The organism is Bacillus sp. 2D03, from assembly GCF_003946765.1.
GTDB lineage: Bacteria > Bacillota > Bacilli > Bacillales > Bacillaceae_G > Bacillus_A > Bacillus_A cereus.
Window position 1 is genome coordinate 515,043 of the sequence record NZ_RPSJ01000001.1, and the last position, 22,749, is coordinate 537,791.

Sequence of the window (22,749 nt, forward strand, 5' to 3'; positions counted from 1 at the left end):
CTAACCTCTTGCCTTCGTATGTACACGATAAATGTATCGTATGTAAATACATATTATGTCACTACGTGGCGAGAAATACAAATAATATGACTAGTTATGTACAAATAAAAAATTTTTAAAACTTTTGAAATATGTATATTCGACTTGTAAAGGAACTTTTCCTTCTCCATCGAAAAGTTTTATAAATATATTTCTATATTTATAAAACAAGGCACGATTTTAATCGTGCCTTGTTATTTTATTATGCAGCGTTTTCTACTAAGAAGTCTACAGCTTTACGCACTTTAAGATCTTCAGCTAAAGCGTCTACGCTTCCAAGAGCTTGCTTGATAGCGTCTACTGGCATACCGTACATTTCAGCCATTTTTTCAACTTCTGCAGTTACTTCTTCTTCAGTAACTTCGATGTTTTCAGCTTCAATGATAGCTTCAAGAACAAGATTGATTCTTACACGTTTTTGTGCATCTTCTTTCATTTGCTCTTTTAATTTGTCAGCGTCAGTACCTGTGAATTGGTAGTAAAGCTCAAGGTTCATACCTTGTTGGCTTAAACGTTGCTCGAATTCACGAACCATACGATCTAACTCAGTGTTGATCATAGCTTCTGGAATTTCGATTTCAGCGTTAGCAGCAGCTAATTCTACTACTTCGTCACGTATTTTGTGCTCAGCTTCGTGCTTTTTGCCTTCTTCTAAGTTTGTGCGAAGTTTTGCTTTTAATTCATCAAGAGTTGCAACCGCTTCGTCTGCTTCTTTAGCGAACTCGTCGTTTAACTCAGGAAGTTCTTTTGTTTTGATTTCATGAATTGTTACTTTGAATGTTGCTGGTTTGCCAGCTAATTCAGCAGCATGGTACTCTTCTGGGAATGATACTTCAACGTCTTTAGACTCACCAGATTTAAGACCGATTACTTGCTCTTCGAAACCTGGGATGAATGTACCAGAACCGATTGCTAGAGAGTAGTTTTCGCCTTTTCCGCCTTCAAATGCTTCGCCATCAACGAAACCTTCGAAGTCGATTACAGCTGTATCACCGTTTTCAACAGTTCCTTCTTCTTTAACAACTAGTTCAGCTTGACGCTCTTGTAAAGATTTTAATTCGTTCTCTACATCTTCATCAGTTACAGTTGTTTCAACTTTTTCTACTGCTAAACCTTTGTACTCACCTAATTTAACTTCAGGTTTCACTGTAACTTTTGCAGTGAAGATAAGGTTAGCATTTTTTTCGAACTTCTCGATGTCGATTTCAGGATGATCAACTGGGAAGATACCAGCTTCTTCAATCGCTTCACCGTATGCTTTTGGTAAAATGATATCTAAAGCATCTTGGTATAAAGATTCAATACCAAAGCGTTGTTCGAATAATGGACGAGGCATTTTTCCTTTACGGAAACCTGGTACGTTAATTGTTTTTACTACTTTTTTGAACGCAGCGTCGATAGAGTTGTTTACTTCTTTAGCATCAACTTCGATTGTTAAAACGCCAACGTTACCTTCTAATTTTTCCCATTTTGTAGACATTTATTCTTTCCCTCCAACTATAATAATGTATGCACATACCTCTATAGATTAAGATCTTCATTATCTCTTTTTTGAAATAACAAATACACAAATAATCCTCTAGCAAAAGCTTTCAGATATAATGTTCCAATCTACTAATTGCCCAGAAGACAACTACGGTATATTTTGTTCGAGAATAATATGAAACATATTAAGTAAGAGAATTACACTTCTCTTCTCTTACAAACAGGCAGTTTTCTGCCTTTTGCAACCCTTATATTATAACATAGAATATGCTCGTTTCAAGAACTGAACGATTCTTTTTCATAATTATACGGGCAAATATCCTTCTCTTTCAACACGTAATAACCATTGATAGGCAATATGAAACTCTTCCAATTCGATATTGTATGCTGCCATAAGCTCTTCTTCATCAATAGCCAATCCGAAACGCTTTCTTCCAATTCTCTCTAAAACAGCTGACCAAATCTCTTCTTTATCCATTAATAGAGCGAATGGGAAAATGCTAATTTGCAATTCTTTCCAATATGTAACCATCGCTTCAAATATATCGGGATAATTTTGCTCTAATCGACTTGATAATTTATGTATAATGTTATTGGATTGCTCCTCATTATGACCTGTAAATGCTGGAATTACCTTAATCGTATTCCCAAACTTTTCTACCTCTATTTCCTCTTCTACCTGACTTTCTATCATTTTATACAAAATAGAAGTTTTCAAATAGGGGTGTTGCTCTTCGTCTATTAAAAATTTCTTTAAAACAGGTAATGCAAGATCTAAGTCTTTTAACGAAAGTCGCTGAATCGCTCTTAGCTTCTGTCCAAAGTTTTCTCCAAAAATTTCATTAGTAAACTCATCCAACTCAAAATTTGAATCCACTAGCGATGCGTCTCCCTCATTTAGCATACCTTCTGCAAATAAAGCAAGCTGCGCTAATTTTTCCTTTTGATCAGGCATTATATCTTTCGTTTGTAAAACCTTTTCAACAGTTTCAATAACACCTTCATAATCATTTGTTTGAACTAAAATAGTCACGTACGTTTCAAGAATATCACCAAATAAGACAACTCCTGTTTTAAGCAACTGTTCACATTTGTCTTTCGCTTCTTCCATACGTTTTAATTCGAGTAAACAAATAACTGAAGCTAATTCCGTTTGTTCCGTTTCCGCATTATACTGACGTAATATTTCAAAGCAGCGCAATGCATCTTCGAACTTCCGCTCTTTCAGCGCTAAAAAACCTTCATCAATATAGCGCTCTGATAGCTGCGGAAACAATACGACCGTATTTTCTTTTTTATCCATACGTCCGCCTCTTTTTCTTGATTTTAATTATGTTCAAAGTAAATATATCAAATGCGTAATGAGAACACAACATCCCAAAACTATTTGTTTGAAATATGAAAATATTTAATTTTTACATTCCAATACAAATAAATCTCTACTAAAAATTAAAATTGTACAAGTAAAAATCCCCAGCAACAAACGCAGAGGATTCATCATTAATGGAAAGCTTTTATAATTGTGGGGTATATTACAAGGGTAATAATTTGGAGAACAATAATTGCCATAACAATCATGCTAAAATAGAAGATTGGTTTACTTCGCTTCATTAAAAACATAATAATAAGCATCGTACAAGCAAACAAACTTAAGAAGAACAAACTTGTTGTCGAACTAAGTATACCACTTGGGACAAAGAACAATAACACTACACTACAAGTACCTATAATTCCAAATAACCATTCCATTCATTCACTCATTCCCTTTCCCTCTCATGGCTGTTTTCTCTAAGCAATCAAATGTTTCACAACATCAACTACATACGTTAATTTCTCATACGCTACAAATCCAAAAGCAACCGTCAAGCCCGTTACAACTAATCCTTTCATCATTTCTGCCTCCTCGTTTTATCGTTGTTATCTTCATTATAAAAGATTAGCAATTTCTTACCATCGAACTACCTTACAGTTACCTTACAGAATTGTAAGATTTCAAAAAGAGATTGAAAAACACCTCATATCGCTTGAGGTGCTTTCACGGAATTTATTTATAATCACTTGCAAAATTAACTTTTTCTCTTTGTTATTTTTCGGAGAATCCACTCTTAAACTAATAGATTTACTAAAAATTTTTGGATTGAAATAATAACAAAAATCTGTTTGAGGACAGTATACACAATACACATCTATCTCTTCTTTATTCACTTCTTTTGTAGTGACTCCGCTTGTCGTAGAATAACTAGATCGGAATCTAACTTCTAGTATCCCTCTTGCATTCAATTCTCTATATTTCACTTGTACCCTTTTAAATCTCCCGTTTTTATACACTACAAGATCAAACGGCGAATGCTCTGTTTGTGGCATTAAAATCATGTATCCTTTTTCATACAAATCAACTTGTGCCTTTAAAACAGCTAAATCTCCTTTTGTTTTTGTATGATGGTACACTTCTTCTCAGCACCTTTTTACATATTTTATAATAATATTCGTTCCTTTTCTTAACTTACCTCCCAATATTTTCTCATTAAAAGAACACCCTTTGTTAAAATCATGTTAATATATTTTTGTGCAATTAAGAATTTTTTTGCAAGGGGGATTATATATGTTCAAAAAAGTAGCTGCCGATGTTTTAGGATTAAGCGATGTAGGTTCTGTCATTACACCGAAAGATTACGATAAAGTCGATGCTGATGATTACGTAATGCATGAAGATGGAGAGAAAATTTACTTTCTAATTAAATCGAAATCAGATGAATATTGCTTCACAAACAAAGGATTACTCCATCTAGATGGTACAAGTGCGACAAGTAAAAAACGTACACTACGCCGCTTTAGTTATAGCAAATATCAAATTAAAAACGTAGCACTTGAAACTGCCGGAACGATTGATTTAGATGTAGAAATTAAGTTTCAAATGGGCGATGAGCATTACTCAATTGATGTTCATAAAAAACATATTGAAGAATTAAAAGATTTATATAAGGCTTTACTTAAAATCGAAGAAATTTCATACGACAACGATATTACATTACAATATGCACACAAAAGTTTAGATATGGCATCTAATGCTTTCAGCCGTATTTCAAACGCACAAGTAAACTTAGCAGAGCAATTTAAAGAGATGAACGAGATCGCCTTTAACTGGCTTGTTGATACGAAGAAACAATATAATGTGAAAGATTATGGTTTTGTCTTTGACAAGTTTATTAACAACTAATTTAAAACAAACAAAAAACCTTGTTATCAGAAGATAACAAGGTTTTCTTAGCGTCCCAGGAGAGATTCGAACTCCCGCTCCGCCCATTTCCTTACTACTTTATATATTTTGATCGCAGTCTTAATATATCTTCTCCTTCGCGAATGCCTGCCGATCCTTTCCTCACATTTTTTACGACAGTCCAATTCGGGTTAGTTTCATCACCGATGTTCTGTACTGTAAAATTGCCATCACCATATTTCCGGTGACCTTCTGCCAATTTCTCCGTTAAATCATTCTCATTTGATCTCGCCATCTTTGCGCCATCTCCCTTTTTTATACGACCTTCTTAAACCATCTAACCAATCACAGGTCCAGTCAATTGGAGATTCTCGTTTTCCGCTTCTATTAATTGTAACACACTAACAGGAATAAGTTTCGATAACGGTTGCTCAATCGTACTAGAGCGGTAAAAAGTTTTATAATATTGTAAGTGAACAGTTAGGAGAATCTGGATATGGATTTGAGTTCCACCATAAACCTATTGATTCTTTAAATTAAATAAGAGGAATAGGGCGCAACAGTTGTAGGCAAAGGGCAACCACCTTTTGTAGGTGGTACGGAAATACCTCCAACTAAAGTTGAAATTAGAAGAAAACAATAGATAAGAGGTGTACTTATGTCTTTATACGAATTAGAAAAAGTTGATTTTATGGGCTACAATAAAGAAGAAAAAATAGCCTATTTAGTCATCGCTGATGAATTAGACTGGTCTGATGAGGAAAAACATATTGAATTACTGCAAGAAAAAATCAATTTGTATTTGGGCTTTATAGAAAGTGACGAGGTTTACGAAAGGTATCCTGAAGTAAAAGGGTATCGTTTTGTTATTAAGATATTGGGGAAATATCTTTTTACTGAATGGGGCAAAGAATTTTTAGAAAAGGTTGATGAGGTTCTCGTTGAAGCTGGATATGGTTTTCAATACGTGCATAAACCATTTGATGAGCCTGAACAAACAAATAATATAACTGACTAGCAAAGAGCTTTTTTAAGCGCTCTTTTTAATGCACTTTAATCTGTTGCATATACTCATTATCATATATCCCGTTATAATATTTTTAAACCTCTTGCACATACATCAATTTGTAGACAAACAAAAAACCTTGTTATCAAAAGATAACAAGGTTTTTTTAGCGTCCCAGGAGAGATTCGAACTCCCGACCGTACGCTTAGAAGGCGTATGCTCTATCCGGCTGAGCTACTGGGACATGGAGCGGGTGAAGAGAATCGAACTCTCGACCAGAGCTTGGAAGGCTCTTGTTTTACCACTAAACTACACCCGCATATGTTATTTTATTTTTCTTCGTTAGCGCCGTTGCCCTATCGACAATATTTATTATATGTATAACCATACATAAAGTCAACACCTTTTTTAAAAGAGGATAATTTTTCTTATCCTCTTTTAAAAACTGCTTGTTCAACTAGCTGTCCGTCTAACGTTTCAAAACGAACTTCCATTTGATTTTCATCCATTTTTAATAAAGCAAATGTCTTTTCTACACGCTGACGTGGTAATAAAACACTGCCTGGGTTAATAAATAAAACGCCGTTGATTAATTCTGCACCTAATACGTGAGAGTGTCCGAAGCACGCAACTTGCGCCCCTACCTCTTCTGCATGGTACGCTAATGTTTGCAATGTCATTTTCACGTTATGACGATGTCCGTGCACAACTAAGAAACGAATGCCATCTACATCAGTTACGATTTCGTCTTGAAAGTTAGCATAATCACAATTCCCTTTTACAACATGGAAACCTTGCAACTCTTCATGAGCAGGCGTTAGCTCCGAATCACCGCAATGAATCATGATATCTACTTTCCCTTCATATTTCTCTTTTAACTGCTGTAATTCCTTCACAGAGCTATGACTATCGCTTACGATTAAAGCTTTCATCAATCTCTCTCCCTTATTCTCCTAAAAACCATTCCGGGATTTTTTCTTCTAATTTACGAAGAGCACGTCCGCGGTGGCTAATGGCATTTTTCTCATCTGAGCTTAGTTCCGCCATCGCTTTTTTATATTCTTCCACATAAAAAATCGGATCATATCCAAAGCCGTTTTCTCCGCGGCGCTGTTCTAAAATATATCCTTCACACGTCCCGTTTACAATAACAGGCTTTTTATCACCTTCAGGGAAAGCTACTGCTAATGCACAGTAGAAGCGAGCTTTACGCTTATCAAACGGTATTTCATTTAATTCTTGTAACACTTTATCAATATTCGCTTGATCATCTTTCGGCTCTCCAGCAAAACGAGCTGAATACACGCCTGGCTTTCCATTTAAAGCATCTACAATAAGACCTGAATCATCTGCGATTACAATTGCATTCAACTGTTTGCTCAGACTATCCGCTTTTAAAATCGCATTTTCCTCAAATGTTTCACCAGTTTCTTCGACTTCTTCAATATGAGGAAAATCGTGTAATGATTTTACTTCTAAATCAAATCGCTCAAATAACTCAGCAAATTCACGTACTTTCCCCATATTTTTTGTCGCTACAACAACTTGTTTCATACTTTCCACCTCTACTCTATATGAGATACGATGTCGCCTAAAGCTTCTTTTTGCATGTCAATCAGTTGGAAAATGCCTTGTTCCGCAGCATCAAGTAATTCATTTAACTGTGCTCTGCTAAACGTCGCTTCTTCTCCAGTTCCTTGCACCTCAACAAACTGGCCTTTTCCAGTCATAATCACGTTCATATCAACGTCTGCTTTAGAATCTTCTGCATAGTTTAAATCTAAAACAACACCTTGCTCTTCAACAATTCCTACTGACGTTGCTGCTAAATAATCTTTTACTGGAATTTTAGATACTTTTTCTGCTTGTAATAATTTCTCGAAAGCTAATACCATCGCTACATATGCACCTGTAATAGAAGCTGTTCTCGTTCCACCATCTGCTTGGATGACATCACAGTCAATCCAAACTGTTCTCTCGCCAAGCGCTTCTAAATCAACTACCGCACGTAATGCTCGTCCAATTAGACGTTGAATTTCCATTGTACGTCCTGTTACTTTCCCTTTGCTTGACTCCCTAATCGTACGTTGTTCTGTTGCACGCGGAATCATCGCGTATTCAGCTGTTACCCATCCTTTTCCTTCTCCACGCATAAACGGTGGTACACGCTCTTCAATTGTTGCTGAGCAAATCACCTTTGTATCCCCAACTTCAATTAATACAGATCCCTCTGGATGTTTTAAATAATTCGTATGAATATGTATATGGCGTAATTCTGTTTTCTCTCTACCATCTACTCGCATAAAAATAACCTCCTCATAACTACTTGTTAGTATAGCCAAATTTAAATGTATGATATGTATACAATAAAAGAAGGGGAACTCAAAAAGCAATTCCCCTTTCTTACTTAAGTATATCAAATTATTGGCGATTAAAAACTACCTGTATTCACGTTTTCTGGACGATCTACCGGTTTTATTAACTTTCCGCCCTTTTCATCTATAAGATTTGCTTTACCATTTACTTCAATAGAAACGCTTTTCACGCCTTTCTTTTCAGTTAAAGATAAAACTAACGACTTCAATACGTAATTTGAAACCATATTTTTATCTGGGTTTATAAATATATTTTCGTTAAAGTTTAATGTAAGATTTCCATCTTGTAATTTCGGATTCGTAATAAGTTTAACTCCTGGATTAAAATCATTCAGGAGCGATTGATGAATCGGTCCTTTTACGAGTTCATCTATAATTGCTGCATAGTCATTTTCTTTACCTTCCGCAACGCGGCGTGTGACTGGTACGTAGTATTGCTGTTTATTATTATTTTGCGCCATAAAATACAGTGTGACTGGTTTTGTATTTGTTACATCTGCTACTTGTTCATCATCGAAGTTAATACCATTTGCACGGCTCACTCCTTCACCAAGCGGTGTACCACCAACCGGCATCTTTGCCAATTTCTCACCATTTATTTGGAACTGCACTTGTTTTATCTCTGTAAATTGCGTCAACGTCCAAGCTATAGATTCAACGATTTGACGCTCTTCTTCTTTCGCATAGTTTTTCATTTCTTTAGAGAAATCAATAACTGCCGTTCCGTCCTTTTTCAAATCTAAGGTCATCGTTGTATTCGCCGGAATGACTGCACGAAACCCATTTGGTAATAAATTCGTTACCGGTCCATCTTTCACAAGGTATTCTAACGTTTGCTTCACAGTCTCATTTGCTTTCGGAGTAGGTATAGCTAACGTTTGTGGTACAACATAACCATTTTTATCAACAAGGTATAGTTCTCTATTTACCATTTGCCCTTGCTTATCTTTTTTAGCTACTTCTTTCTTCCCACCCTCTGTATACGTAACTTGTTTTGGCGGATCAATTTGTTCAGTTGCTTTCTCTTGATTTATAAAGCCACACCCTGTTAGTAAAACAGCGCTCACAGTAGCACCAACAACCCATTTAAAAGTGGATTTAGGCATGCCATTCCCCCCTAAAATCTAAGTTTGTACTATTATGTATACGAGCTGTTTCACGTTTTAGAACAAGCTGTGCCTCTTATAAATTGAAACTTTAATCAGCAGGGGTCTTACTACCCAGCAAATAGCAAGATAAAACAAAAGCTCCTGATTTCTCAGGAGCTCACTTATATAAATTCTACTATTATTCTTTTTCTAAATGAATATGCTTCACATTTTCAATCGGTTGACCAAACCATTTTGATGCAATTTCTTTAAACAAGCCTATTTTTCCTGTTGTTAAGAAGAGATGATCGCTTTGTTCTTCTCCTTCATTCAACATTTTACTATGATATAAGATTGTACTTACTTCACGTGCTGTTTCATCACCAGAACTAATTAGTTGCACTTTATCTCCCATTACTTTTTTAATAACAGGTCCTAAAATCGGATAATGTGTACAACCTAATATAAGTGTATCAATATCGGTACTTTTCAGTGGTTGCAGCGTTTCTCTTACAACTTCATACGCCATTTCACTTTCGAAATTCCCACTCTCTACAAGTTCAACGAAAGGTGGACAAGCTAAACTTTCTACCATAACACGGTTATTAATAGACTTTAACGCCTCTTCGTATGCACCACTTTTCACCGTTCCAATCGTTCCAATAATCCCAACGTGATACGTGTTTGTCACTTTTAAAGCTGTACGTGATCCTGGGTGAATAACTCCTACTACTGGAATTGGTAATTGTTTTTGCATCTCTTCTAATACAACTGCAGTTGCTGTATTACACGCAATAACTAACATTTTAATATTTAAATCTAGTAAATGCTCCGTCATTTCCCACGTAAATTGACGTACTTCTTCTCGAGAACGTGGACCATAAGGACAACGTGCTGTATCTCCTAAATATATGATACGCTCTTTCGGCAACTGACGAATTAATTCCTTCGCTACTGTTAAACCGCCAACTCCTGAATCGATAACACCGATTGCTCTATTCAACTTCATCACCCGTTTTCTCATTCATCATCTTTTATGTTTATCATTATATTTTACACACTTTAAGTTCGCTCACTTCAAATGCTTCTGTATGAAAATTTTCATTTGCCCATGTATAGACTAGGACCTTTTTTATTTTGCTCCTTTTTTTCGTAATTTGCAAGATAGAAAAATAACCGACCTTCTATAAGAAAGTCGGTTTCTTCTATATAAAGTGCATATTCATTGCTCCATCTTTTTTTGAAAAGAAGACATTCCCATTAATAAGAAGAAATGAGCAGAAATTAAAATGACGATAATTTATTTACAGCCCTTTTTATAGCCTTACCTATTTCCACGCTAGACTGTGGATTTTGTCCTGTAATTAAATGATCATCTACTACTACATGCGGCGTAAAATTGGGGGCTACATAAAACAAAGCTCCTTCTTCTTTCAACTTACTTTCTAACAAAAACGGAACGCGCTTTTCTAAGTGTACAGCTCTTTCTTCATCGTTTGTATAACCTGTTATACGCTTACCCTCAACAAAAAACGAGCCATCCTTATTTTTCACACCGACTAAAGAGCTTACTCCGTGACAAACAGCCGCTACAATCCGGTTATTGTTATACATATTCTCAATCAAATTTGCTACATATGGATTATCTGGAAAATCTACAATCGCCCCGTGCCCACCACAAAATAAAACCGCATCATAATCCGAAAAATGAACATTTGAAATCGGCCTCGTATTTTGCAATAAAGAAGCTACATGCTTGAATTCGCGAGGTATACCATTCGGAATAGACACTCTATCTATAGGTACTCTCCCACCTTTTATTGACACAATATCAACATCAAACTTAGCCTTTTTAAATACATGATAAGGAGCTGCGAGCTCTTCCAGCCACAAACCAGTCGGGTGTCCATTCATATCATGAGCACTTGTTGAAACTAACAGTATCCTTTTCAACATATCCCCTCCTTATTACCTATTTATGTATGGAGTGTTCTTATCATTCATATAGCAAGTGAAGCAAACAAAAAATAGCCGACTTTTATATAAAAGTCGGCTGCTTTCTTATAATTCGAGCTCTCCCATACGAAGAAGCTCCACAACTGCTTGTGAACGTCCTTTAACCCCTAGCTTTTGCATTGCGTTTGAGATATGGTTGCGAACTGTCTTTTCACTTATAAAAAGTTCACCTGCAATTTCCTTCGTTGTTTTATCTTGAACCAGCAATTCAAATACTTCTCTCTCTCTCTTTGTGAGTAAAGGTTTAGATTGATACGCTTTTTCCTTCAACTGGTATAACCCTCCTTGCTTAAGCCAGAGCTGTGTATGTGTAAGTTGGGTGTTTATTTAGTCAAGATATTGTATGAACGAAATGTGCAGGTGGTGAATAAAAATGGGCTTTATTTCCTATGTTATTTTAGACTTTTATACAGTGCGTACACTCTTTTTATCCACTTACTTTCCAACGCGCCATATTTGTTCTAGCAATATACTTACAACCGTACCTACAAATAAACCATTACCGAATATATATTGCATAATAGACGGCAAGGATTGGAGTGCTCCAGACGGTAAAAACATTACGCCGCTGCCAAATAATACTGCAACGCCTAAGATCGTTACATTCCTTTCACTCATCGGCACTTGTTTTATATTATTAAATCCAATTCCAATTAACTGTACGAACGAAGCCATTAAAACAGCCGATGCAACAGCTGATGGTAAAGATGCTAAGTAACGAATAATACTTGGAAAAAGAGACATTACGACTAGTAATGCACATGCCATTAAGAACGATCGTATATACTTTTGTTTTGTTAAACGTATAAATCCTGCCGTTGCTGGTAACGGAACGACACCTACAGTTGAAAATACAGAAGAGATGAGATGTGAAATCCCCCCAACCCATGTTCCATCTTTCAACTGTTTTTGTTCAATAGTCGCTTTATGAATAGTTGCTTGATTGATTGCTATAATAGCTGCCACCGTATTCGAAACTAAAATACATACCATAACGAAACTGGATACAGCCATACCAGTATTCCATTTTGGAAGTCCCCAAGCAAATATATGTGGAGGTTGCACAAAATGAGTTACTTGAGATGGGATTGTCACTTTTCCTGCAATGAGAAAAATAATCCACCCACTAATTAATCCTATTAAAACTGCATAACTTTTGACAAAGCCTTTTCCAAAATTAGATAGTATAATAACGAACAGAAATATACTAAACGCGATCATTGCTGTAAATCCGTCGATTTGAGAAATAGTAGCTGTAATTCCTAACATTCCTTTTAAAAATACACCACTTAATTGTAAACATAATAAAAATAAAAACGTCCCTGTCACAAGCGGCGTAAATAAAAATAAAATACGTCCTATAAAACCAGTTACTCCTAATCCTATTAAAATAACACCGGAGATTATCATTCCTAATTCTAAAATTTGCAGTGTACTATGTAATTGATCCTGTCCGGCCGTTGCATAAGCAAGTACGGTAAATACACCAACCCAAGATCCAGCCGGCCCATCCGCAATTGGCAGTCTATGCCCAAGCCACCCTTGTAAAAAAGAAGATATACCAACTACAAAAAACGTACGCTGCATTAAATAAAATATTTCTTCCGTCGTAAGATGAAATAATCCGCCAACGACAATTGGTAGTGCGATTGAATTTGCTAATAAAAATATAAACCATTGCAAAGTTCCCATAATATGATTTTGGTTATGTTGATTGTCCAATTTTTTCATCCCTTCTAGCTTTCCTATAAAAATATATTGTAAGAATAAAAAAGAAGAGTTCTATACTCACCATTAGAACCCTCCTCAAAATATTTAAACGATTCTTCTACACAAGATTATTTAATTCCACCTCATTTAAACTTCCAACAACAATATTTCCTTTATACACGACTAAACGTTTTTCTGTTTGACGCGCTACTGCTTCAGCAGCGCATGTCGCATTCGTCAAAACAAAGCTCGCTTCATCCCCTACATTCGGCCATACTCGCTTCCCTTCATTATTTAACGTTTCTTTTCCTCCTGTAATAAAGCGGAGTGCTTTTCCTAAAGACCTTTCGTCACTCCACCCAAAACGCTCTGCTAATCGATTCGCCTTTTGAAGCATATCACCTGTTCCAAACGGTGACCAATGATCTGTAATGCTATCATTGCCTAATGCAACCTTAACACCTTTTTTATCTAATAACGGAATTGGGATTACTTGTTTACCAATTGGCACTGTTGAAGTAATATCAATATTTACATTTGCTAGTCTTTCTGCCACTTCTTCAGCCTCTTTATCAGTAACACCACCAAGTCCAAGTGCATGACTAATCGTTACACGGCCTTGCCATCCTGCTTCTTCTGTTAAACTTGCCAATCTCTTCATCGTAAACGTTCCAAGATTATTCGCATCGTGCAAATGAATATCAACATCCGCATTAAATTCTACTGCGATATCCATAATTGTATGTAATGACTTTTCAATGTCATTATCTACTGTAGCTGGATCTACTCCTCCGACTAGATGAGCACCCATACGCATCGCATCTTTCACGAGTTGCACAGAATCACTGCGCAATAATCCATGTTGCGGAAACGCAACAATTCTACTAGACACTCGATTTTTATATGTTTCTAATGCCGCTAACGTCGCCTCCAGATTACCAAGCCCAATAATCGGATCGACATTACAATGCGTTCTAATATTCGTTGCACCATTTTGCAGTAGTAACTCTAGCATATTTTCCGCTCTATTTTGGGCAGTCGCTAATTGCTTTGGTAAAATTTTTTCTTCTTCATTAAAACGTGTAAAAATACTTTCTGCTGGCATACAAGCTTTCCATGGGCCACTATAATATGTTTTATCAATGTGAATGTGCATCTCTTTGAAAGCTGGCAACATTAATAAGTTCTTAGCATCAAAAGTTACTATATCTTCCTCTTGAACAATCCCTTTTATAATTTTTTTAATTCGACCATCTTCAATAAGTAAACTGCATAATTCTGTTTCTGTTTGTGAAATTCTCTCTTCTTCATATGTATATCCTGATTCAAGCATTACGTTAGTCAACCAATATACTGTCATCTCTATTTCCCCACCCTTTATTAAAAATCACCTCATAACTACAAGTTTAATATCCACTGAAAATTAAGACAATTAATACGATCACTTCTCACAAAAAAATGTAATACAACCCCATAGTCTTCTCATAAATTTCCATATAGAATAAAAGTATGCAGTTTGATATAAAAAGGAGTTGATTGGAATATGTCAAAAAAGTTATGTAAATCCGAAACTGATAAAATGCTATTTGGTATATGTGGTGGTTTAGGAGAATATTTTGATATTAGCTCTACTCTTATTCGTATCATTTGGGTTATTGCTGTTTTATGTTTTGGGACAGGATTTTTAGTTTATTTCATTTGTTTATTACTTATGCCACGTTCGTACTAACGGCATTATTTCACATACTTAAGAAGAGAAATCACCTATAGAATCCTATAGGTGATTTTTTCATGAAGAATATTTCATCGTTAAATGTAATACCGCTACTTCTTCTTCTTCATTTTTATAAATATGCTTCTTATTCGCTTCAAATTGAATGGAATCAAACTCATTTAATTCGTATACATCATTCTCCACTTGAATAGACACTTTCCCTTTCATTACCGTTACAAGCTCAATCGCACCTTCATGATGAGCTTCTGGCTCATATATACTATTTGATCGTAAACAAGCGCGGTGCATTTCCATCCCTGTTTCTTTCGTATAACGGAACATCGTTTCTAAATGCCACGCTTGTCCTTCATCTACTGCAAATCCTTCTCCACAGCGCGCAACAGCTACAGGTTCTCCAACAACCATTAATCTGGATAAAGGAATTGATAACCCTTTCGTTATTTTCCAAATGACAGCTAGTGTCGGATTTGTTTCCCCTCTTTCGATCTTTCCTAATGTTAATTTACTAACTCCTGTTTTATGAGCTAATTCTTCTAAACTTAATTTCTGTTCATTTCGAATTTGTCTCAATAACTGTCCAACTTGTTGAATGACTTCTTTCGTTTGCATATCTTCATTTTCTTTCATATATAAAACCACCTTAAAGTATAAAATAGTTTACTTTTAATAATTAAAAGTATATCATACTATACATAATTATTTATTTTCGAAAGGAGTGTTATACTTCATGCGCGCAATTTTATTAGGTCTTTTATCATCGGCCTTTTTTTCTGCAACCTTTATTATTAATAGAGCGATGAATGTATCTGGAACGAGCTGGGCTTGGACAGCTTCCTTCCGTTTTTTATTTGCTCTTCCTATTTTATTCCTTATCGTTTTATTTCGCAAAAACTTTAGGGGATTATGGGAAGATTTAAAAAAACATCCATTGGCATGGATCGGATGGGGTTCTGTTGCCGGTATTGGTTTTTATTCTTTATTAAGTTTCGCAGCTGTCTTTTCTCCAGCTTGGCTCGTTGCTGGAACTTGGCAAGTTACGATTTTAGCTGGTTTACTACTATCACCACTATTTTTCGTGAAAATAGAAACAAAATCAGGTACGAAACTTGTACGTGGAAAAATTCCACTTCGTAGCTTATATGTTGCATTATTTATTTTACTTGGTGTAATTTGTATGCAAGCAACTGCCGCAGGCCATATTACAATGACTCAGTTCATTTCAGGTTTTTTACCTGTCGTATTAGCCGCTTTCTTATATCCGTTCGGTAACCGAAAAATGATGGAGCTTGTTGGTGGACGCCTTGATACGTTCCAACGTGTATTAGGAATGGCAATTGGAAGTCTTCCTATAACAATCTTGCTTGGTATATACGGATTTTCTACTACTGGCATTCCAACATCCAACCAAATACTTCAAGGATTTTTGTTAGCATTATGTTCCGGCGTTATTGCAACGATGACATTTTTCTTTGCTACTGACTTAGCAAAAGATAACCTCGCTCTACTTGGAGCTGTTGAAGCAACACAAGCTGGAACGATGGTCTTTACCGTACTTGGAGAAATCATTTTCTTAAATGGTTCACTCCCTGGAGGACTTTCTCTCATCGGAATGATTATTATCATGTTAGGAATGGTTGCAAATAGTATTTTAAACCGTTCTGTTCCAGTCGTTAAACAGAAAAAATCGGCATAAAAAAAGGGTATGGTTCTATAGAGATGAACCATACTCTTTTTTATTGTCCCCCTATTTCGCCTTATCAGAATAGTATTTCATTGGCTGCTTATACTAAAACTTATGTTATAATACGTTTCATGCGCATTAATAGGAGGTAAATTATGTTAAAAAAAGCAATCGCTGAATTTATTGGTACATTTGTACTTGTATTATTCGGAACTGGAGTAGCTGTCACTGGCGGCGGAATTGAAGGAATTGGAACATTAGGAATCGCTATGGCTTTCGGTCTATCTATTGTAGCTATGGCATATAGCATCGGAACAATTTCTGGATGTCACATTAACCCAGCAGTATCAGTAGCTATGTTCATCAACAAACGAATGAACGCTATGGAACTTTGTTATTATGTATTAGCTCAAATTTTAGGTGGTTTATTAGGAACTGCAACGTTAGTAACAATTTTAAAATCTGCTAAAACACCTTTAGATAATTTAGGACAAAATGGTTTCGGAACTCTTGGTTTATCTGGAGCATTTTTAGTTGAGTTCATTTTAACTTTCGTATTTATTTTAGTTATCGTTGCTGTAACAGGTAAAAAAGGAAGTTCTTCTTTAGCTGGACTAGTAATTGGTTTCACATTAGTTTTAATTCACTTATTAGGAATTCCGTTAACTGGAACATCTGTTAACCCAGCTCGTAGTATCGCACCAGCTTTATTTGTTGGTGGAGAAGCACTTTCTCAACTATGGGTATTCATCGTAGCACCAATTCTTGGTGGTATCTTCGCAGCTATCGTAGGTAAATTCATTTTAAATACTGAAAAATAGAATTTTCAATATTTCTGAATAAAAAAAGGCGAGCCCTCATTATGAGGAAGCTCGCTTTTTTTATTCTTTCATTTTAGACTTTAAATTTGTAACTAATTGATCTACCGTTACATTTGCAAGTACGTTTTCCATCGCTTCTTGCGCTTGCATTAAAATAATTTCTAATACTGATTGAATATTAGCTCCTACTGGACATTCAATGTTGGGATTTTCATGGAAGGAAAATAGCTGTCCTTCTTCTACAACTTCCACTGCTTTATATACATCAAGTAATGTAATTTCTTCTAAATCTCGAGCAAGTGTCGTACCACCTTTACCAGCTTGTACATCAACAAGTCCTGCTCTCTTCAACATTCCTGTAATGCGACGAATCACAACTGGATTTGTATTCACACTACCGGCAATCCATTCAGAGGTACAGCGAGAGTTTCGATCTATCGCAAGTAATGTCAGCATATGAACACCTACTGTAAAACGACTACTAATCCCCATCTGCACACCCTCCTTTTTATTCATTCTATTAAAAGACGACTCTTATCATTATATACTATTTTTAATTTATACATAAAGAAAAAGCATGATTTCAATAAGAAATCACGCTTTTCTCTCATTATTGACGCTTTATAAATTTCGCTAAATCTTTAAATTTCACTTTATCTGAGTAATTCATTACGCCGTTTACGTAAATGCGGCTTGTAACAGCATTTAATACCGCAATTGTCGCCAATAAGACTGCTAATGTTATCGTAATTTCTAGCATACCTGCTTCACCAGCTACAATACGTGAGAAGGTAACCATCGGTGTAAAGAATGGAATGTAAGAACTTACAACGACGATAGTACTATTCGGATCACTTAATGATTTAATACTAATAAAGAATGCAGCCATAATTAAAATCATTACCGGGAAAGATACAGCTTGTAAATCCTCCGTCTTAGACACGACAGCTCCAGCAGCAGCATACATCATCGCATAAAGTAAATATCCCGTAATGAAATAAACAAGAAACATGCTGATAACCTTTGCATCTAATTTCGTAAAGTCAATTGGAATACCAAATAGTGAGGCACTTTCTAAATCGACCCAACCTAACAAATATGGAATAAGATAACCACACGCCAATATGACAAGTTGCAATAACGCCGTTGAAACAACCGCTAAAATTTTCGCATACATCATCGTAAGAGGCTTCACTTTCGGAAGCATTACTTCCATTACACGTGACGCCTTTTCAGATGCAATATTCATTGCGATTGTATTTCCGAACGCTACAATAAACATATATAAAGCAAATGTAAAGAAATAGGCAATTCCGAAAGAAGATGTACGATCTTTTATCGCTTCTTGCTTTACTTGAATTTCTGTTTGTAATTGCTGTGCAATTTCTGGTGAAACATTATTTTTGGCAATCGTCACCATCGTATATTGTTGCTTTAAATATCCTGCCATAATTGCAGAAGTTGCTTGGCTTGGAAATCCATTATACATATATGTAATCGATGGAGCCCCATCCTTTTCCGCCACATGGAATAGACCATCTAAATCGCCTTCTTCTACTTGCTTATGCAGTTTATCAAAATCATCCTTTGAACCAATTGTTATTTTTGCTGATGGCAATAGCTTATTTAGCTCATCTTTTTGTACTTTATATGTGGAACTCTCTACTACAACTGCAATTTTATCTTTATCCTTATTTTTATCATCGCCTGAAGTAAAATGATTAAATGCAAAAATCCCAAACACAACTAAAAATAAAATCGCACTCGTAATTAATGATTTTTTAGATAAAAATGCTTCCCTAAAATAAAATGAAAATACGTGAGAAAATTTACGCATCGTTATTTCGCCCTCTCTACAAAGATTTCGTTTAACGTCGGCTCTAACATTTTGAATTGTCGTAAGCTAACACCTTGCTCTTGCAACTGTTGCAAAATCTTGAGAGCTTCCGCATCGTCTTGTACTTTCACATAAAGAAGGCCTTGTTGTTTTTCATACGATACATGTATAGCTTCTAATCCCTTTTCATTCTCTACTGTATCTTCAATCGTTAAATTACGGAAACCGTATTCTTTCTTAATATCACTTAGCTGTCCTTTTACGACTGCTTCACCTTTTTTCAAAATACATACATGTTGGCAAAAAGCCTCTACTTGTTCCATACGATGACTTGATAAAATAATCGTCTTTCCGCTCTGTACTTGTTCTTCAATAATACTAGCTAACATCCCAGCATTAACTGGATCAAGGCCGCTGAATGGTTCATCTAAAATGAGAAGTTCCGGATTATGAAGAAGAGCAGCAATTAATTGGATTTTTTGCTGATTCCCTTTTGAAAGCTCTCCAGCCGTTTTAAATTTATATTCTGGTATCGCTAAACGCTCTAACCAGTGATCAATAGCATGATCTACTTCTTTCTTCGACATTCCTTCTAATCTACCAAAATATCGCAGCTGATCTATAACTCTACTTTTTGTATATAAACCTCTTTCTTCTGGTAAATACCCAATTGTTACACCACTATTTCCAAATGCTTTTCCATCCCATGTAATCGAACCTTCATTAGGCGTTAATAATCCGAGAAGCATTTTGATTGTTGTTGTTTTCCCTGCACCATTTCGTCCAAGTAACCCTAGTACTTCACCTTTTGGTAACGAAATTTGCAAACCGTTAACTGCTTTTGATTCCCCAAATTGTTTCGTTAAGTTTTGAATTTGTAAACTCAAAGTATAAAGCCTCCCCTTTAGTATCATTCGTGCTCTCTTTCAAAGACTATGTTTATTCAAGACAAAATATAGCACCACGCTTCATCCTCTTATATGTAAACATCGTCATTAATCCATCATTTGTTCTATTTAGTTAAAATTGTAAATAACAAAGTTCTTTTTGTCAATTTTTATTGTCATTACGACAATAAAAATTGTCAAAACAACTATTATTATTTTGCTCATCTTTCTAATATAGGACATACTACTATATATACAAAAGACAATATGCAAATGTTCATATAAAAATATTATATTTTAATATATAATATAAAATGATTTTCTAACATCAAGGAGGATACATATGAAGATGAAGAGGGGCATTACCACTTTATTATCTGTAGCAGTTCTATCTACATCACTTGTAGCATGTTCAGGAACACCAGAGAAAACAGTGGCGAAAGAAGAGAAAGTAAAATTAACAGAACAACAATTAATGGCTGATTTATGGTATCAAACAGCCGGTGAAACGAAAGCACTTTACTACCAAGGGTACAACATTGGTCAATTAAAGCTTGATGCAATTCTTGCAAAAGGGACAGAGAAAAAACCTGCTATCGTGCTTGATTTAGACGAAACTGTTTTAGATAACAGTCCTCATCAGGCAATGAGCGTAAAAACAGGCAAAGGCTATCCTTACAAATGGGATGATTGGATTAACAAAGCTGAGGCTGAAGCCCTTCCAGGCGCAATTGATTTCTTAAAATATACAGAGTCTAAAGGTGTAGATATTTACTACATCTCAAATCGTAAAACGAATCAACTAGATGCAACAATTAAAAATCTTGAGCGTGTAGGTGCTCCTCAAGCAACGAAAGAACATATATTACTACAAGATCCGAAAGAAAAAGGAAAAGAAAAACGCCGTGAACTCGTTTCTCAAACTCATGATATTGTCTTATTCTTCGGTGATAACTTATCTGATTTCACAGGTTTTGATGGAAAATCTGTAAAAGATCGTAACCAAACAGTAGCAGATTCAAAAGCACAATTTGGTGAGAAATTCATTATTTTCCCGAATCCAATGTATGGCGATTGGGAAGGCGCTTTATATGATTATGATTTCAAAAAATCAGATGCAGAAAAAGATAAAATCCGTCGCGACAACTTAAAATCATTTGATGTAAAATAAAAGAGGATGGCATTCGCCATCCTCTTTTATTTTACTTTCTCTGTTAAAGGCAAGATAAATACTTCCACACGTCTATTCTTCGCCTTTCCTTCTTGCGTATCGTTTGGAGCAATTGAACGGTATTCTCCGTATCCAATCGCACTAAATTTTTCTGGTTGTAATTCTTTATTTTGCAGTAATACTTGCATAAAATTAACTGCCCGCTGCGTACTTAATTCCCAATTCGACGCAAACTGCGCATTGGCAATAGGGACATTATCCGTATGACCCGATACTGTAATTTCACGAGGTGACGCTGAAACAAGTAAGCTAGACATCTCTTTTGCAATCCCTAAAGATTCTAATTTCACATCTGCTTTCCCCGAATCAAACAGTATATTTTCTAATATTGTCACCATTAATCCCTTTTCAGTTAATTTAGTTTGAAAAGAAGAGGATAATTGTTTTTCATTAATATATTGATCAATCTTTTTTTGTAATGCTTTCAATTCATCCATCTCTTTTTTTTCTTTAGCTCTAGCTTCTTCTTGTTTTTTTGCTTGTTCTGCCTCAAGGCTACTTGCTGATAATTCTTTTTCATCATTTGGCTTTTGATCACTTAAAAATTCTTTGTTACCTGTTCCCCCAGCTAATTCACTTCGAAAAGCAACTGCCATCTGTTTAAACTTCGCAGCATCTATACTACTCATTGCGAATAAAACGATAAACAATGCAAATAACAACGTTAACATATCAGAATATGGGATTAACCACGTTTCATCGATATGCTCATCATGTTTTTTCTTTTTACCTCTTCTATTTTTCTTACTCCGCATTTTTTTCTGCTCCTTTTTCTAGCTTTTTACGCTCAGTTGCAGAAAGTGCACCTAAAATGCGGTTCTTCATAATAAACGGATATGTACCTTCTTGTAACATTAATAAACAATCAATGATTAAACGTTTTTTCTCAATTTCAGCTGAAGATTTTTGCTTTAACTTATTTGCAAATGGATGCCATAATACATAACCGGAAAAAATACCAAAAATCGTTGCAATAAACGCACCCGAAATAGCATGACCTAACTTTTCAATATCAGTTAAGTTACCAAGCGCAGCTACAAGACCGATAACAGCACCTAAAACTCCTAATGTCGGTGCATACGTACCAGCTTGTGAAAAAATAGCAGCTCCCTTTGCATGTCTTTCTTCAATTGCCTCTAATTCAGATTCCAAAATCTGCTCTAAATCTTCTGCGGATACACCATCAATCACAAATTTCATACCGCGCAAAAGAAATTCATCTTGAATTTTGTCTAATTGTTGCTCTAAAGACAAAATACCGTATTTTCTACTTTCAGATGTCCAATGAACAAATAATTCTAGCAACTGTTCATAACTTAAATCCTTTTTATTTGAACCAAAAAGAACTTTAAATAGTTTTGGAACCCTTTTTAGTTGATTCATCGGAAATGCAATACATACTGCAGCAAATGTACCGATAAAAATAATTAATGCTGCGGCAGGATTTAATAAGGCTGTTATGTCAGCGCCCTTGACGACCATCCCTACTACCACTGCTACAAATCCTAAAATAAGTCCAATAATTGTTGCAAAATCCATTCCCATTCACTCCTAGTCTATACAAGAAGTTCTCTATTCTCGATAATCGCTACATCTTCTTATGTATATATATTACATAAAA

25 protein-coding genes, 2 tRNA genes and 2 pseudogenes are annotated in these 22,749 nt (G+C 35.5%); 7 read left to right on the forward strand and 22 right to left on the reverse strand.

Annotation, left to right across the window (positions count from 1 at the left end; all coding sequences use genetic code 11):
* Nucleotides 1-241 precede the first annotated feature (241 nt).
* The 4 genes and pseudogenes from tig to EBQ15_RS02935 form a co-directional block, all read right to left on the reverse strand.
* A complete protein-coding gene (gene tig / locus EBQ15_RS02920; RefSeq protein WP_000105214.1) occupies nucleotides 242-1,519 on the reverse strand; it encodes a trigger factor in 1,278 nt (425 codons plus the stop codon).
* A 309-nt stretch (nucleotides 1,520-1,828) separates the two neighbouring features.
* Entirely contained in the window at nucleotides 1,829-2,827 is a 999-nt protein-coding gene (locus tag EBQ15_RS02925; protein ID WP_000358274.1) for a hypothetical protein, read from the reverse strand.
* 197 nt (nucleotides 2,828-3,024) lie between these two features.
* Nucleotides 3,025-3,273, reverse strand: coding sequence for a hypothetical protein (locus EBQ15_RS02930; protein WP_001983650.1), 249 nt, complete (start codon nucleotides 3,271-3,273; stop codon nucleotides 3,025-3,027).
* A gap of 295 nt (nucleotides 3,274-3,568) precedes the next feature.
* Nucleotides 3,569-3,972, reverse strand: a pseudogene (locus EBQ15_RS02935) (group I intron-associated PD-(D/E)XK endonuclease).
* A gap of 154 nt (nucleotides 3,973-4,126) precedes the next feature.
* Here EBQ15_RS02935 and EBQ15_RS02940 point away from each other — a divergent pair.
* Entirely contained in the window at nucleotides 4,127-4,741 is a 615-nt protein-coding gene (locus tag EBQ15_RS02940) for a PH domain-containing protein (protein WP_000475205.1), read from the forward strand.
* Nucleotides 4,742-4,835: 94 nt separating this feature from the next.
* On the opposite strand, the gene EBQ15_RS02945 is transcribed toward EBQ15_RS02940, so the two are convergent.
* The gene (locus tag EBQ15_RS02945; RefSeq protein ID WP_000124460.1) at nucleotides 4,836-5,036 is read right to left on the reverse strand and encodes a hypothetical protein; all 201 of its coding nucleotides are present in this window, start codon (nucleotides 5,034-5,036) and stop codon (nucleotides 4,836-4,838) included.
* A 152-nt stretch (nucleotides 5,037-5,188) separates the two neighbouring features.
* On the opposite strand from EBQ15_RS02945, the pseudogene EBQ15_RS31960 reads away from it, so the two are divergent.
* Both EBQ15_RS31960 and EBQ15_RS02950 read left to right on the forward strand, forming a co-directional pair.
* A pseudogene (locus tag EBQ15_RS31960) lies at nucleotides 5,189-5,281 on the forward strand (DUF6572 domain-containing protein); the annotation flags it as partial.
* Between the two features lie 118 nt (nucleotides 5,282-5,399).
* The gene (locus EBQ15_RS02950; RefSeq protein ID WP_000061064.1) at nucleotides 5,400-5,759 is read left to right on the forward strand and encodes a DUF6572 domain-containing protein; all 360 of its coding nucleotides are present in this window, start codon (nucleotides 5,400-5,402) and stop codon (nucleotides 5,757-5,759) included.
* A gap of 158 nt (nucleotides 5,760-5,917) precedes the next feature.
* Here the strand turns inward: EBQ15_RS02950 and EBQ15_RS02955 are convergent.
* The 11 genes from EBQ15_RS02955 to EBQ15_RS03005 form a co-directional block, all read right to left on the reverse strand.
* Nucleotides 5,918-5,991 (reverse strand) — tRNA-Arg (locus EBQ15_RS02955).
* Nucleotide 5,992: 1 nt separating this feature from the next.
* A tRNA-Gly gene (locus tag EBQ15_RS02960) sits at nucleotides 5,993-6,066 on the reverse strand.
* Nucleotides 6,067-6,175: 109 nt separating this feature from the next.
* Nucleotides 6,176-6,679: a metallophosphoesterase gene (locus EBQ15_RS02965; RefSeq protein ID WP_000645489.1), complete on the reverse strand. Its 504-nt coding sequence runs from the start codon at nucleotides 6,677-6,679 to the stop codon at nucleotides 6,176-6,178.
* 13 nt (nucleotides 6,680-6,692) lie between these two features.
* Complete coding sequence (locus EBQ15_RS02970; RefSeq protein WP_000815929.1) at nucleotides 6,693-7,301, reverse strand: XTP/dITP diphosphatase; 609 nt, start codon at nucleotides 7,299-7,301, stop codon at nucleotides 6,693-6,695.
* A gap of 11 nt (nucleotides 7,302-7,312) precedes the next feature.
* The gene (gene rph, locus EBQ15_RS02975) at nucleotides 7,313-8,050 is read right to left on the reverse strand and encodes a ribonuclease PH (protein ID WP_001261765.1); all 738 of its coding nucleotides are present in this window, start codon (nucleotides 8,048-8,050) and stop codon (nucleotides 7,313-7,315) included.
* A gap of 128 nt (nucleotides 8,051-8,178) precedes the next feature.
* Complete coding sequence (gene gerM / locus EBQ15_RS02980) at nucleotides 8,179-9,228, reverse strand: spore germination protein GerM (RefSeq protein ID WP_001126745.1); 1,050 nt, start codon at nucleotides 9,226-9,228, stop codon at nucleotides 8,179-8,181.
* Between the two features lie 181 nt (nucleotides 9,229-9,409).
* Nucleotides 9,410-10,219: a glutamate racemase gene (gene racE, locus EBQ15_RS02985; RefSeq protein WP_000774005.1), complete on the reverse strand. Its 810-nt coding sequence runs from the start codon at nucleotides 10,217-10,219 to the stop codon at nucleotides 9,410-9,412.
* Between the two features lie 275 nt (nucleotides 10,220-10,494).
* The gene (locus EBQ15_RS02990) at nucleotides 10,495-11,166 is read right to left on the reverse strand and encodes a type 1 glutamine amidotransferase domain-containing protein (RefSeq protein ID WP_002001032.1); all 672 of its coding nucleotides are present in this window, start codon (nucleotides 11,164-11,166) and stop codon (nucleotides 10,495-10,497) included.
* Between the two features lie 105 nt (nucleotides 11,167-11,271).
* Nucleotides 11,272-11,496: a spore germination transcription factor GerE gene (gene gerE / locus EBQ15_RS02995; protein ID WP_000659484.1), complete on the reverse strand. Its 225-nt coding sequence runs from the start codon at nucleotides 11,494-11,496 to the stop codon at nucleotides 11,272-11,274.
* A 165-nt stretch (nucleotides 11,497-11,661) separates the two neighbouring features.
* Entirely contained in the window at nucleotides 11,662-12,957 is a 1,296-nt protein-coding gene (locus EBQ15_RS03000) for a purine/pyrimidine permease (RefSeq protein WP_002001030.1), read from the reverse strand.
* 97 nt (nucleotides 12,958-13,054) lie between these two features.
* Complete coding sequence (locus EBQ15_RS03005; RefSeq protein ID WP_000219559.1) at nucleotides 13,055-14,296, reverse strand: amidohydrolase family protein; 1,242 nt, start codon at nucleotides 14,294-14,296, stop codon at nucleotides 13,055-13,057.
* Nucleotides 14,297-14,479: 183 nt separating this feature from the next.
* Here EBQ15_RS03005 and EBQ15_RS03010 point away from each other — a divergent pair, with 183 nt between their 5' ends.
* A complete protein-coding gene (locus EBQ15_RS03010; protein ID WP_000038411.1) occupies nucleotides 14,480-14,665 on the forward strand; it encodes a PspC domain-containing protein in 186 nt (61 codons plus the stop codon).
* Nucleotides 14,666-14,725: 60 nt separating this feature from the next.
* On the opposite strand, the gene EBQ15_RS03015 is transcribed toward EBQ15_RS03010, so the two are convergent.
* The gene (locus tag EBQ15_RS03015; RefSeq protein ID WP_000661924.1) at nucleotides 14,726-15,298 is read right to left on the reverse strand and encodes a helix-turn-helix domain-containing protein; all 573 of its coding nucleotides are present in this window, start codon (nucleotides 15,296-15,298) and stop codon (nucleotides 14,726-14,728) included.
* A 100-nt stretch (nucleotides 15,299-15,398) separates the two neighbouring features.
* Between EBQ15_RS03015 and EBQ15_RS03020 the strand changes: the two genes are divergently transcribed.
* The gene (locus tag EBQ15_RS03020; protein WP_001201625.1) at nucleotides 15,399-16,364 is read left to right on the forward strand and encodes a DMT family transporter; all 966 of its coding nucleotides are present in this window, start codon (nucleotides 15,399-15,401) and stop codon (nucleotides 16,362-16,364) included.
* Nucleotides 16,365-16,507: 143 nt separating this feature from the next.
* Entirely contained in the window at nucleotides 16,508-17,173 is a 666-nt protein-coding gene (locus EBQ15_RS03025; RefSeq protein WP_000913213.1) for an aquaporin, read from the forward strand.
* A 60-nt stretch (nucleotides 17,174-17,233) separates the two neighbouring features.
* On the opposite strand, the gene EBQ15_RS03030 is transcribed toward EBQ15_RS03025, so the two are convergent.
* The 3 genes from EBQ15_RS03030 to EBQ15_RS03040 form a co-directional block, all read right to left on the reverse strand.
* Complete coding sequence (locus tag EBQ15_RS03030; RefSeq protein WP_000512998.1) at nucleotides 17,234-17,665, reverse strand: Rrf2 family transcriptional regulator; 432 nt, start codon at nucleotides 17,663-17,665, stop codon at nucleotides 17,234-17,236.
* 118 nt (nucleotides 17,666-17,783) lie between these two features.
* The gene (locus EBQ15_RS03035) at nucleotides 17,784-19,010 is read right to left on the reverse strand and encodes an ABC transporter permease (protein WP_001224974.1); all 1,227 of its coding nucleotides are present in this window, start codon (nucleotides 19,008-19,010) and stop codon (nucleotides 17,784-17,786) included.
* A 2-nt stretch (nucleotides 19,011-19,012) separates the two neighbouring features.
* Nucleotides 19,013-19,897 (reverse strand): ABC transporter ATP-binding protein, encoded by an 885-nt coding sequence (locus EBQ15_RS03040; RefSeq protein WP_000058117.1) that lies wholly within the window; start codon nucleotides 19,895-19,897, stop codon nucleotides 19,013-19,015.
* 343 nt (nucleotides 19,898-20,240) lie between these two features.
* Here EBQ15_RS03040 and EBQ15_RS03045 point away from each other — a divergent pair, with 343 nt between their 5' ends.
* Nucleotides 20,241-21,068, forward strand: a complete 828-nt coding sequence (locus tag EBQ15_RS03045; RefSeq protein WP_000782767.1) for a 5'-nucleotidase, lipoprotein e(P4) family — start codon at nucleotides 20,241-20,243, stop codon at nucleotides 21,066-21,068.
* Nucleotides 21,069-21,094: 26 nt separating this feature from the next.
* Here the strand turns inward: EBQ15_RS03045 and motB are convergent, their stop codons facing one another.
* Together motB and motA are read right to left on the reverse strand one after the other, a co-directional pair.
* Nucleotides 21,095-21,883 (reverse strand): flagellar motor protein MotB, encoded by a 789-nt coding sequence (gene motB, locus EBQ15_RS03050; RefSeq protein ID WP_001256734.1) that lies wholly within the window; start codon nucleotides 21,881-21,883, stop codon nucleotides 21,095-21,097.
* Nucleotides 21,873-22,667, reverse strand: coding sequence for a flagellar motor stator protein MotA (gene motA, locus EBQ15_RS03055; RefSeq protein WP_000344853.1), 795 nt, complete (start codon nucleotides 22,665-22,667; stop codon nucleotides 21,873-21,875). Before motA ends, motB begins: the two co-directional genes overlap by 11 nt.
* Between the last annotated feature and the right edge of the window lie 82 nt (nucleotides 22,668-22,749).

Bases quoted from the DNA above. Each gene is read 5' to 3' on its own strand.
- tig (WP_000105214.1), bottom strand. From the start codon at position 1,519: ATGTCTACAAAATGGGAAAAATTAGAAGGTAACGTTGGCGTTTTAACA.
- EBQ15_RS02925 (WP_000358274.1), bottom strand. From the start codon at position 2,827: ATGGATAAAAAAGAAAATACGGTCGTATTGTTTCCGCAGCTATCAGAG.
- EBQ15_RS02930 (WP_001983650.1), bottom strand. From the start codon at position 3,273: ATGGAATGGTTATTTGGAATTATAGGTACTTGTAGTGTAGTGTTATTG.
- EBQ15_RS02940 (WP_000475205.1), top strand. From the start codon at position 4,127: ATGTTCAAAAAAGTAGCTGCCGATGTTTTAGGATTAAGCGATGTAGGT.
- EBQ15_RS02945 (WP_000124460.1), bottom strand. From the start codon at position 5,036: ATGGCGAGATCAAATGAGAATGATTTAACGGAGAAATTGGCAGAAGGT.
- EBQ15_RS02950 (WP_000061064.1), top strand. From the start codon at position 5,400: ATGTCTTTATACGAATTAGAAAAAGTTGATTTTATGGGCTACAATAAA.
- EBQ15_RS02965 (WP_000645489.1), bottom strand. From the start codon at position 6,679: ATGAAAGCTTTAATCGTAAGCGATAGTCATAGCTCTGTGAAGGAATTA.
- EBQ15_RS02970 (WP_000815929.1), bottom strand. From the start codon at position 7,301: ATGAAACAAGTTGTTGTAGCGACAAAAAATATGGGGAAAGTACGTGAA.
- rph (WP_001261765.1), bottom strand. From the start codon at position 8,050: ATGCGAGTAGATGGTAGAGAGAAAACAGAATTACGCCATATACATATT.
- gerM (WP_001126745.1), bottom strand. From the start codon at position 9,228: ATGCCTAAATCCACTTTTAAATGGGTTGTTGGTGCTACTGTGAGCGCT.
- racE (WP_000774005.1), bottom strand. From the start codon at position 10,219: ATGAAGTTGAATAGAGCAATCGGTGTTATCGATTCAGGAGTTGGCGGT.
- EBQ15_RS02990 (WP_002001032.1), bottom strand. From the start codon at position 11,166: ATGTTGAAAAGGATACTGTTAGTTTCAACAAGTGCTCATGATATGAAT.
- EBQ15_RS03000 (WP_002001030.1), bottom strand. From the start codon at position 12,957: ATGAAAAAATTGGACAATCAACATAACCAAAATCATATTATGGGAACT.
- EBQ15_RS03005 (WP_000219559.1), bottom strand. From the start codon at position 14,296: ATGACAGTATATTGGTTGACTAACGTAATGCTTGAATCAGGATATACA.
- EBQ15_RS03010 (WP_000038411.1), top strand. From the start codon at position 14,480: ATGTCAAAAAAGTTATGTAAATCCGAAACTGATAAAATGCTATTTGGT.
- EBQ15_RS03015 (WP_000661924.1), bottom strand. From the start codon at position 15,298: ATGAAAGAAAATGAAGATATGCAAACGAAAGAAGTCATTCAACAAGTT.
- EBQ15_RS03020 (WP_001201625.1), top strand. From the start codon at position 15,399: ATGCGCGCAATTTTATTAGGTCTTTTATCATCGGCCTTTTTTTCTGCA.
- EBQ15_RS03025 (WP_000913213.1), top strand. From the start codon at position 16,508: ATGTTAAAAAAAGCAATCGCTGAATTTATTGGTACATTTGTACTTGTA.
- EBQ15_RS03030 (WP_000512998.1), bottom strand. From the start codon at position 17,665: ATGGGGATTAGTAGTCGTTTTACAGTAGGTGTTCATATGCTGACATTA.
- EBQ15_RS03035 (WP_001224974.1), bottom strand. From the start codon at position 19,010: ATGCGTAAATTTTCTCACGTATTTTCATTTTATTTTAGGGAAGCATTT.
- EBQ15_RS03045 (WP_000782767.1), top strand. From the start codon at position 20,241: ATGAAGATGAAGAGGGGCATTACCACTTTATTATCTGTAGCAGTTCTA.
- motB (WP_001256734.1), bottom strand. From the start codon at position 21,883: ATGCGGAGTAAGAAAAATAGAAGAGGTAAAAAGAAAAAACATGATGAG.
- motA (WP_000344853.1), bottom strand. From the start codon at position 22,667: ATGGATTTTGCAACAATTATTGGACTTATTTTAGGATTTGTAGCAGTG.